Origin of the sequence: Sphingobacterium sp. 2149 (assembly GCF_031455655.1) — a bacterium.
Classification (GTDB): domain Bacteria; phylum Bacteroidota; class Bacteroidia; order Sphingobacteriales; family Sphingobacteriaceae; genus Sphingobacterium.
In genome coordinates this window covers 217,039-228,609 of the sequence record NZ_JAVDTD010000010.1, presented here as the reverse complement: position 1 = coordinate 228,609, position 11,571 = coordinate 217,039, and the positions used below count along the sequence as shown (strand labels likewise).

The following is an 11,571-nucleotide window of genomic DNA, read 5'->3' as shown; positions in this document are numbered from 1 at the left end:
TCAATTTAATTGGCCTGTACGTATGTTATGATTTAGATGAGATGGTTTAAATCAAAGGAAAGCCTATAGCAAAGCATCATATTTTTTATCATAAATTTAGGATTAATTGGTTATTTTAAAGGTTTTCATTCTCCCCGTTTGAAAACCTTTTTTATTACAATCGCTATAATTAAGATGACAACTTTTATTCTCAACTATCTTTTCAATGATAATAGATTGGATAAAACGGTTGGATTTACCGTAAAAGCTGTTCCATGACGAACGCCTTTAGGAAAGCTCACCAGATCAGAGACATCTTCCCAGTTGATACCATCTTTACTACGAACAGCACCATATTTATGATCGCGGTATTTATCGAAATATACATATATATACTCCCCTACTTGCAGCGGAGCAGGACCCTCAGCCCAATAATTGCCTGTGATCGGTTTAGAGACAGTAGTTGGGAAGCCTTTGGCTAAATTCTTTGTTGCGGTGATTCGGATGTTTTTCTCCGGCGGATTAGAGTTTTCGTTTTTCAGCACCATCATATATTCCTTATTAGCTTGTTGTATAATGGCCGCGTCGATCACACTAAATTCGGGATCAAAAAATAACTTAGTTTTTGAAAAAGTTTTAAAATCTTTCGTCGTAACGCTATACATCCGGTGGTTTAATCCTTTTTCACTAGCACTAGTCGGTACCTCTTTGTGGCGACCAGGAATTGTCGTGGCCCAAATGATATAATATTCTTTCGTCGCATTGTCGTAAAAAAGTTCGGGAGCCCATGCATTTTTTGCATCGGGTTCATCTACCATGACTGGTATTGCTTTTTGTTGGGTCCACTGCTTAAGGTCTTTGGAGGAAGAATATCCGATAATTTTGTCCCACCAACCTGTTGTCCATACCAGATGAAAGGTCCCATCGGGACCCTGACAAATACTGGGGTCGCGCATCAGTCTATCTTTTCCTACTGTTGGTGTTAAGAAGGGTTTTCCCTGATTCAATGGTTCCCATTTCAAACCATCCAAACTATAAGCTAGATGTAATCCATCAGCGCCATTATCTACAAAATACGAAAAAAGGTATACGGGAGATTGCGCCTTAACCAGGTAAGTTAAAAGAACGAATAGGGTAACTAGAAATTGTTTTTTCATTTTTGTCAAATAGAGATGAATAAAAACTAACATATACTTTTCTGCACAACTAGAGGTTTCATAGGAGTTGAATTGGACTATTTTGCACGCGATGGAATTCGAATGATGGTTAAAGAATAAGGTGGCAATTGCTGGTTTTTAAGCTTTTCCACTGGCACGCTCTTTTGTTCGGGCTTCGCTGTTGTACTCTTCAACTCTCCTGTGAGCTGCGCAACAACAGCAGGCTCAGTTTTTAGGTTGAATTTATCTAGTTCCAATTCCATGTTGACGGCAACAGGCAAAACATTGACCATTTTTATAATGATTGATTGATCTTTAGGATCCTTAACAATAGAAAATGCCACGCGCTTCTGTACCTCAACGGCAGCATTAGAATAGCTGGCTTCCACAGGAACATATTCCGTTCCATTATTACGACCGAATAATTGCTGTACATAATAGGATGGCGTTAAATTTACATCGGTATTGTTGAAATAAATAAGATCGGGGCGCCATTGGGTATAGCCATCTTTGGCTAACAGCGGTGCATAGGAAGCCATCTTAACGATATCACCATTTCTTTCCAATGCAGTGAGATATGCGGCTTCGGCTAATGCCACTTCCAAGGTACTTGCACGTCCTTCGATATGAGCGGCATATTCGCCCAAATAAACCTGCGCTTTATTCCGATCGTATTTATCGTAGAAATCTTGATTATGAATAAACCATCCGGGTGTCTGGTAATAGTGTTCGTCCATAATAGGTACGCTTAATTTATCGGCGATTTTCCAGCCCTCAACATAGTCGGTTCCCTCAAAAAATGGCCCCGCCGTTCCAATAACCTGTATATCGGGATATTTTTCACGGATAGCATTGTAAATCATCGTAAAACGCTCCTCAAAAACATTCGATATTAAATCTTCGTTACCCACGCCAATATATTTGAGATGAAATGGTTCTGGATGTCCAGCTGCTGCACGTACCTTTCCCCAGGTGCTATTTTTATCCCCATTGGCCCATTCGATCAGATTGAGCACTTCCTGGATATAGTCATCCATATCTTCCATTGGAATACCACATTGTTGTCCGCCCAATAGATGACCATGAGCGCCCGAATTTTGACAGGGTACCCCAGCCGCCATTACCGGGACAGCATAGGCACCTATATCTTCACAAAATTGAAAATACTCATAATATCCTAAACCAACAGTTTGGTGATATCCCCACATATTGCGTTGCGGCACACGGCTTTCTAAAGGTCCTACAGTATTGGACCAATGGTAGATATTTTCGATACCATCGCCATGTGCTAAACAGCCTCCCGGAAAACGAACAAAACGTGGATTCAAAGCTGCAATAGCCTCGGCTAAATCTTTACGTAATCCATTTTTACGTCCTTTGAAGGTGTTTTGAGGGAATAAGGAAATCAGGTCCAAATCCAATTGTTGTCGATCTGTAAATACAAATTCCAATACGGCATCCTTACAGGTCGCATTGGCTGTCAATACCAATTGATATTTTTTCCAGTTTTTGCTGTCAACAACAAGGGATTTTTCATCAAGGATCTTTCCATCTTGTGTACTTATCCGGATTTTTAGTTGACGCCCTTTACCCGCAGTGCCCCGTCCAAAAAATGAAAGATCATAGCGTTCGTTTTTATGCAGAGCAATCCCATCGTAGCCTATATTTCTTAGTATACCCGCGCCTTGTAACCTCGCATAATGCTTATTATTGGGATGAATGGGATTGATACTGTCGATATGAAATTGTCCCGATCCATCCATACTCCAAGCTGTTTTCTCGTTCCAATTTTTGTCATGCCCTTGTTTATCGCTCAATTTATATTCAAAATCTCTATTTTGAATCAATTCCGCATAGAGACCTCCGTCTGCTGCATAATTAATATCTTCAAAAAATACACCTACCAACATATCGCTGATGGACTTGCTTTGTCCGATCTTTGGGGTTAACTTAACATCCAAGGGTTTTAAGCCTGCAAAGCGTACATCATCGTCAACACTTCGTTCGGACCATTGCTTTTGCTTAAGCAGAGCAAGATCATAGTGTTTAATCAATTCTTTAATTATAGACCATGTAACTTTCAGCTTCGTTCCACGTAAACTTTCGCCATTAATGGAAATAATCTCACGGTCCAACAAACTGTTTTTTACAAGCGAAACCATTGATTTATCCAAATCATTTAATTCGACATAATAGTCTTGCCTGCCCCAATTAAAAAAATCAGTTGTAAAAGTATAGGCATATGGCCCATTATTTTCAGGACTTAATTGCCACGCACAGGACCACCCCCCGCCATTTCGAGGAAACAACACCGGATTTATCATCCGTTTTTCTGATCCCCAACGCCCATAATCTGATTTAACAAATGCGAGTTCTGTTCCAATAGCGTCCCATTGTTTACCGTCCAAACTCCAGGCATATAATAACCCTTCTCTACCAGCATTCTTATCTTTTGCATAAGCAAAGAGATAGGCTGAATCCGGTTCAGAAATCGTGCTGCTATAGGCGTATGCGGGCGTACTGAAAATCCAAAACAGACAAAAAAAGCAAATTGCTTTTGCAAGAAAAAAAGAGCAGGCTCTTAATGTGAAAATAGCTCGTTCCATTGGTTATAATTAATCAGAAATAATTATAAATGTAAATATTACATTTATAAAACACAAGCTCCATATTCAAATTAATAAAGAGTCATCGATATGTTACGATCACATTCAATTCTCGCTAAAGAAGATCAATACAAAACTAATTGCCATCTGGCTTTATAACACTATTGATCAAACTTGGAGGCCAATACCAAGTCTTAAAATCATCGGGGTGGTATGGATCAAACCCGTTAAAATCTACCATATTACCGGACATAACAAGCTTATTTTCTTTAATTCCCATTAATACCATTTTTGCAATCTCATAAGCACCATACGGGTTAAAATGGGTATTATCAGCCAATGCATTTTCCTGATTTGGGAAAGTAGAAGCGGGATAGTGAACAAATGCTTTCTTGGAACCTTCAACGCCCAATGCTTCATAAAATATACTGGTCTTGTTATTAAGGTCGATCAAAGGGACTTGAAGTTCTGCCGCAACTTTACGTGCAGCATCTGGAAAGTCTCCTAAAGTATGAACTAAATTTCCCTGTTGATCAAATAAACGTCGTGCTGTCGAAGTGAGAATAACGGGAATACCACCCTTTGCTCTAAATTCATTGACAAAATAACGCAATCGTTCACTGTAACCTTTATATGCTCCAGCAGCTTCTCCCTTTTGCTTTTGATCATTGTGCCCAAATTCGATAAATAGATAATCTCCCTTTTTGGCTACAGATAAAATTTTCTCCAATCTTCTTGAGGATAAAAACGAACTTAATGCTAACCCAGATTCGGCATGATTAGCAATAGCAACGCCTGCATCAAAAAAGCGGGGAATCATCTGTCCCCAAGAAGCCCATGGCTCATCTTCTTGATTCACGACCGTAGAATTTCCTGCTAAAAAGACCGTTGTGACATTGCTCATCGCTTCAATGCGAATAGCCGAAATACAATTCGTTTGCTGAAACTCCAAAGTCAACTTATCATCCCAGTCTAACTTTTGCTGCTCCCGGGGCTTCTTCAATTCCACCCTTCCGCCTGATGAGATCTTGGGATCTTTGAGATGTACGATGAACGTTTTCTGTACGCATTTATTTGGCACTACTTCCTGATTTTCTATTTGTAAGCGACGCGATTCTGACCGCACCGTGCTTTGGTAGGGTTTATCGCTTAAGCCATCGTAACTAATCGTAATTTTATAATTCCCTTCAGGAACTTTCACAGAAAAGTAGAATGGTTTATCGCTAAAAAGATGTTTACTCTTTCGATCGATTCTTACATTTTTTTCTGTAAAAAATTCAAAGCCATACCCTTTGGCCTCCGTATACGGGAGGGCTTCCTTTAGCGCAACTACAGCCCGCTGTTTTTTAGTATCACCAAAGCTAAATTCCTTCACAATCTGTTCGGCGAACAAGCCCCGGCAGAACAGGACAAAAAAAACAACCGTTGCAACTTTCTTCATCTTTAAATTTTATAATTTGGAATCTCAAATTTAATTTTCCCAGTTCTTCCTGCTCGCCAACTGTTCAGGACTTTACTCCCCGTTTGGAATCCCTTTTTAATATTGTTAAAGTGGCGATAAACTCTTACTGGTTATTTGCTCATACGCTAGAAAATAAAAAGTAGGCCAGACAACAAAGTGCCTGACCTTTCACGATAACCAATAAAAAAAAACTAGATTCTTATTTGCACAAACTACCTTTTATATATGCGTTTGCTGTTTGGCCCTAAAATAGCGCAACTCGATCATGTCATTTGGCATAGCCTGCGTATTCCAATGCTCATGAATGACCAAGGCAGCTCCTAGTGCCGTAGCCTGTGCCATTGACGCTCCAAAAACCTCACTATTTGGAAAAGCTTGGGCCAATAGCGTCATGTATATTATATTTTTACTAAATCCGCCATCAACGAATATGCGTTGAACACCGTTGTTCTGTAACACCAAAGAGGTTGCTTTGATCTGTGCTTTTACCAAATGCATCATAAAAACATGATAAGCTTCGGTATAATCATTAAAATGGCTCAAATCAATGGATGAAAAAGCCGACAGCTCATCCGATATATCTAACGCTTGATATTTTTCTATAATATTCCATTGCAGCCCAATTTGCTTGAACTTGCCCGTTGAAACCTGAAAGAAATTTGCAATACGTTTGACTTGTTCTTCATGTTCATAACCCGCAAATAGGCGTGACGCTTTAACTGGTTTACCGGTGTAAGTCATATATTGTAAGCAGTCTTCATTCAGCTCTTCTTTAGTCAACGGTTGTTCGTTAAATGGATTGAATGAAATGCACCAGGTACCCGTTGAAATCAACACAAAAGGTTCATGAAAATTCAACAAGTATGGGATGAGAGCCGAAGAACTATCATGCAGCCCACTGCCTACAAGATAACCACTGCCAGGAAATGTTGCCCTGAACAATTGGTCACCCTGCACAATAGGTGCCATTTTTTGAATAATGCCTGTATCAAGCACCCAGTGATGGTAATTATTTTGGTTAAAATCCCAAAGTGCGGTATGACAACCTATACTTGTCATATCAGAATATGCTTGCCCTGAAATCAAATAACTCAGGTATTGCGGAAGATGCAATGCCCATTTCACCTCCTTATATATTGCCGGCTTTAATTTAAATATACGATAGATCTGCAATCCAGAATTTAGACTTCCCAAACTCGGAGACGAGGTTTCCAACGCTAAGGTATCTTTGCCGCCATACTGTGCATAAAAAGAATCCAACAATTTCTTTGGATATTCTTTCAAGTAGTTATATAATGGCGTTAAAGGCCGACCATCTTTATCAATATAGACGAAACTTGCGCCATAGGACGTAAAATTAATCGCTTTAATTTCAAACTCGCCTTTTCGAAATACCTCGTGCAAGGAATCGAAAACGGACAAACGTAAACTCTCCAGGTTTTCGCAACTATCACCATCTTCATCAGTAGTTTCTAAAAAACGGGCAGACCTTTCGAAAACAATCTGATACTGCTCATTAAAGAGAAATAACTTTTTGTTGGTCTTTCCAACGTCGAATATGGCGACTACTGGTATTGGTTTTCCCCTCATTCCTTTTCCCTCGTTACAAACCGGTAGCGACGGAATTCTTTCCGCGTTCTTCGATAAGTTTGGCCCGTAAATTTTCTTCATTAAATAATTGAACGGGATTCAGCGCCGCTCCACTTCTACGTCTTGCTTCTGCAACAAGCGGTCTGACATCGGTACGGAATGCATCCTGCAGGATTTCCTGTGCCTTCACGATATCGTTTGCTTGCTGCGCCTGTTTCAATGCCTTTCGATCGACCAACAATGCTTGAGCATAAGCAATCTTAATGGCCTCCACAGACTGTAAAAGGTCTACCAGTGGATCTTTCAGATTATGCGAGGCATCAATCATCCATCCCAATCCGCTGGCATGATCAATACCTTTCACATCCATACCATCGATCAGTTCATTAAAGATCAAGAAGAGTTGATATGGCTTGATACTACCTGCTGTCAGGTCATCATCTGCATACTTACTATCATTGAAATGGAATCCACCTAATTTGCCTTCCATCAACAATAAAGAGACAATTTGTTCAATGTTTGCATTTGGCAGATGGTGTCCCAAATCAACCAGTGTATACGCTTTGGAGCCTAACTTATTGGCCAACAGCAGGGATTGCCCCCAATCGCCAATCGTCATGGAGTAGAAATGGGGTTCAAATGCTTTGTACTCAACAAAAAGTTTCCAGTCTTCGGGTAGATGTTTATATATTTCTTGTAGGCTTGATAAGGTATTTTGAAAAGCCTCTCTAAAATTCAATTGTCCTGGGAAAGATGATCCGTCAGCCAACCAAACTGTTAAGGCTTTAGAACCGACAGCTTTACCATAATTGATAACTTCGATGTTATGATCTACTGCTTGCTGACGAACTCTTGGATCGACATGATGTAATGAACCAAATTTATAACTATGCTCCTGACCTGATTGATCTTGAAACGTATTGGAGTTTACTGCGTCAAATCCGATTTCTAGGGAAGATGCCAATGCTTTAATTTTTTCTGCATCTGATGGAATATCCCAGGGAATATGCATCGAAATTGCTCCACTCGATTTGTTGAGCGCATGCAGCAAGCCAACATCCTCTAGCTTTTGCTCTAAAGTACCGGGTTCACCTGCGCCAGAAAAACGACCAAAACGCGTTCCACCTGTACCTAATGCCCAGCTTGGTATGGCAATTTGAAATTTTTGAAGTTTATTCAGCATTTCATCTAACTGTGGAATATCTGCCGACACGTAGTCAAATGCCCTTTTATGCTTATCTAATAATTGGTTATTGTGCTGATCTATAATTTTCTTATCCAGAATCATAATTTAATGGTTATTGTGTAAAAATGTGAGGTGTCGCGTCCATATTTCCCTTTCTGAACGCGACACCTAAGATATAAAAATTAGCGTACAAACGCCATTGCAACACCTCCGTCAACGTTTAAAACATTCCCTGTAGATTTGCTCAACAGTCCACCCACAAAGGCGAAACAAGCGTTCGCAATATCCTCCGGAAGAATGATCTGATTCAATAAAGTTCGCTTTGCATAATAGGCCGGCAATTCGGCTACCGTGATACCATAAGCCTTAGCACGACCTTCGGCCCATCCGCCGGCCCAAATATTACTGTCTGAAATAACGGCGTCCGGGTTAACCACGTTCACGCGTACGCCTGCCGGACCTAATTCGGCAGCACATAAACGGCTTAAATGCAATTGTGCGCCTTTTGCACTTCCATATCCTGTATTATTTGGACCACTGACCAAGGCATTTTTACTGACAATATTGATGATATCACCGCCGATTGCTTGGCCTTTTAATAATGAAGTCACTCCTTGAGTAACAAGGAATTGACCTTTTACCAGTACGTTATATAATAAGTCCCAATCGTTCTCCGTATGATCTTCGATTGTTTTCGAAATCGATAATCCGGCGTTGTTGACCACAATATCAATACCACCAAATGCTAGCGTAGCATCTTTCAAAGCATCTTTGATCGAATTCGCATTGGTTACGTCGAGGCTCGTAGCGATGACTGCATCTTTTCCAAACTCGGCTACAAACTCGGCTTTGCTTGACTCCAAACGTTCTGTGTTGATATCATTTAACACGATAACAGCCCCCTCTTGTGCCATCTTTTTTGCAATCGCTTTACCGATACCACCCCCACTTCCAGTGACCAAAGCAATTTTCCCTGACAGAGCTTTTGGCTTTGGCATACGCTGAAGCTTGGCTTCTTCCAATAACCAATATTCAATATCGAATGCTTCCTGACGGGGCAAAGCGGTGTACTCACTCACTGCTTCTGCTCCTTTCATAACATTGATTGCATTGGTATAGAACTCTGCTGCTACGCGTGCTGTCTGTTTGTCTTTCGCAAATGCGAACATTCCTACTCCAGGGTATAGAACAATTACCGGATTTTTATCCCGCACTGCTGGGCTATTTTCATGTTTGCAGTTTTCATAATATTGCGCGTACATCTCACGGTATTCGTCAAATAAGGGCGTTAACTTTGCTTTTAACTCCTCCACGTTGTCTAAATCTTGTGATTTATCCAAATTCAATACCAATGGCTGAATTTTCGTTCTTAAAAAGTGATCCGGGCAGCTGGTACCAAGCGGAGCCAAACGTTCTAAATCATTTGAATTGATAAATTCCAATACGCGCTCATCATCTGTAAAATGCCCGATCATGTGGCGCTCACTGGAACAAAAACCTCTTAAAACAGGAGCGAGTTTGGCTGCTTGTGCATTTCTTTCTTCCTTGCTGAGACTAGTTACTTGCTGCCCCCCGAATACAGGCGCTTTTTTACCATAGTTTTGCTCAAGATATTCCGCACAAGCTTCGATGACGTCCAAGGAATTGATATAACAGTTATAAGCCGTATCTCCCCAAGTAAATAAGCCATGTGAGCCCAACATAATACCGCGGATACCTGGGTTTTCTTCTAAACAAGCACGCAACTGCAAACCTAGGTCAAACCCTGGGCGTTGCCACTCCACCCATCCTATAGTTCCATTAAACAATTCTTGGGTTATTTTCTTTCCATCTTTTGCCGCAGCAATCGCAATTGCAGCGTCTGGATGGAGGTGATCTATATGTTTAAACGGCAGAAACCCATGTAAAGGTGTATCGATAGAAGGGGCTTTTGATGCTAAATCATAGATACAATGGTTAAATAACTCAACCATTTCATCTTCATGTTCAAGACCACGATAGACATTTTCCAAATTGCGAAGACGTTGTAAATAAAGCGCTGCCAGACCTGACTTTTTCAACGTTCCGATATCTCCACCAGACCCTTTAATCCACATCACCTCTACTTCTTCTCCCGTCAAGTGATCTTTTTCCACTACTTTACAAGATGTATTCCCTCCACCATAATTTGTAATTCTTAAATCTGCACCTAGAATATTTGAACGATATAATAACAAAGCTACTTCATCACCCCTTAGTGCCTGAGCTTTCTCATCGTCCCATAAATAATTGACATGTTTGTACGTTTTCACTGCTTCTATATTTAAATATTAATTTTCTAATGTCTTCGCAAACCCTACAATGCAAATAGAGATGATAATGGTTAGAATTCCTCCTATGATTGAACGATACGTCGAACGATCGACACCTTTCCATTCCTTGAGCACTACGCCCCATGCATTGGAAATAAGAATGATAAAGGCCATGTGTAGGATCCAAGAGCTAGCGCCGTTTCCAAGACGGCTTTCTCCCATACCGTAAAAGAAAAACTGTAAATACCAGGTGGTTCCTGCTAAAGCACATAAAAGGAAATTCTTGCCTCTCGGTGCTTTTGATTTCGTATAATCCGAAAACGTTTTGTTTTTAATCAACAAATAAAGGCACCATAGGAAGTTTGTTGTAAACCCACCCCAAAGTATCACAATGTAGGTGACATTATTCTGGTAAAGAAATTCGCCTTGGTTTGGATTAACAGACTTCCACAATGTATTTGCCACATCGGCCATGGGTTTTCCGGCTTCAATCCCGAAATTGAAACAAGCACTTAGTATCCCTGAAACAATAGCTACTACAATTCCTAAACCAAAATTATAATCGGATTTGCTCGCTGTGGATAGGGAGGTTATATGTTTCTCTTTAGAAACACCTGCCTTACCACATAGATATACACCAAGCACACAGACTAAAAGACCAAGGAGAATACAAATACCGGATTGGGTTGTAAAAAAATAATCTATGCCATGCTTGCCTTCTGCTTTATTAAAAAAATAATAAATGCTGGGCATTAAAGAACCAAACACCATACTCAGGCCCAAAATAATACTGCTACCCAGGGATACTCCAAGATAGCGTACACCAAGACCATAAGTTAAACCGCCGATGCCCCAAAGCAAACCAAACAAAAATGTGTAACCTAATATCGTGTTATTCGCACTTTTAATAATCTCAATAAAATTGGGTATCGTCAACATCGCCGCTATGGGCGGAACAATAATCCACGAAAAAAGTCCGCCTAGAATCCACATGGATTCCCAGGACCATCCTTTTACTTTCTTGTACGGCACATAAAAACTTCCAGAAGCGAATCCGCCTATGAAATGAAATATAACTCCGAAAACTGCATTCATATAAACGTTATTTAGGTTCTTAGCAACTAAGATAATTCTTTGGTTTTTCAGAACTGTTATGCACTGTTATGAACGACCCGATTTTGTATAAAAAAAAACAAAAGGGGCTATCCAATCTTCTTGGATAGCCCCTTTATTAATATTTTAGACATCGTGTGTATTGACCTAGGAGTCAAGGCATCAAACGTCTATTTTCTTATTTTTC

7 protein-coding genes are annotated in these 11,571 nt (G+C 40.2%); all 7 read right to left on the bottom strand.

Going from position 1 to position 11,571, the window contains the following annotated elements; all coding sequences use genetic code 11:
- Positions 1-194: 194 nt before the first annotated feature.
- Complete coding sequence (locus J2X77_RS15900) at positions 195-1,136, bottom strand: glycoside hydrolase family 43 protein (RefSeq protein ID WP_209578230.1); 942 nt, start codon at positions 1,134-1,136, stop codon at positions 195-197.
- A gap of 77 nt (positions 1,137-1,213) precedes the next feature.
- Positions 1,214-3,742 (bottom strand): alpha-L-arabinofuranosidase C-terminal domain-containing protein, encoded by a 2,529-nt coding sequence (locus J2X77_RS15895; protein ID WP_310081548.1) that lies wholly within the window; start codon positions 3,740-3,742, stop codon positions 1,214-1,216.
- Between the two features lie 136 nt (positions 3,743-3,878).
- A complete protein-coding gene (locus J2X77_RS15890; RefSeq protein WP_209578228.1) occupies positions 3,879-5,183 on the bottom strand; it encodes a rhamnogalacturonan acetylesterase in 1,305 nt (434 codons plus the stop codon).
- 240 nt (positions 5,184-5,423) lie between these two features.
- Positions 5,424-6,794: an FGGY family carbohydrate kinase gene (locus J2X77_RS15885; protein WP_209578276.1), complete on the bottom strand. Its 1,371-nt coding sequence runs from the start codon at positions 6,792-6,794 to the stop codon at positions 5,424-5,426.
- Between the two features lie 13 nt (positions 6,795-6,807).
- Entirely contained in the window at positions 6,808-8,082 is a 1,275-nt protein-coding gene (locus J2X77_RS15880; protein ID WP_209578227.1) for a TIM barrel protein, read from the bottom strand.
- An 80-nt stretch (positions 8,083-8,162) separates the two neighbouring features.
- Positions 8,163-10,271, bottom strand: a complete 2,109-nt coding sequence (locus J2X77_RS15875; RefSeq protein ID WP_209578226.1) for a bifunctional aldolase/short-chain dehydrogenase — start codon at positions 10,269-10,271, stop codon at positions 8,163-8,165.
- Between the two features lie 18 nt (positions 10,272-10,289).
- A complete protein-coding gene (gene rhaT, locus J2X77_RS15870) occupies positions 10,290-11,366 on the bottom strand; it encodes an L-rhamnose/proton symporter RhaT (RefSeq protein ID WP_209578225.1) in 1,077 nt (358 codons plus the stop codon).
- Between the last annotated feature and the right edge of the window lie 205 nt (positions 11,367-11,571).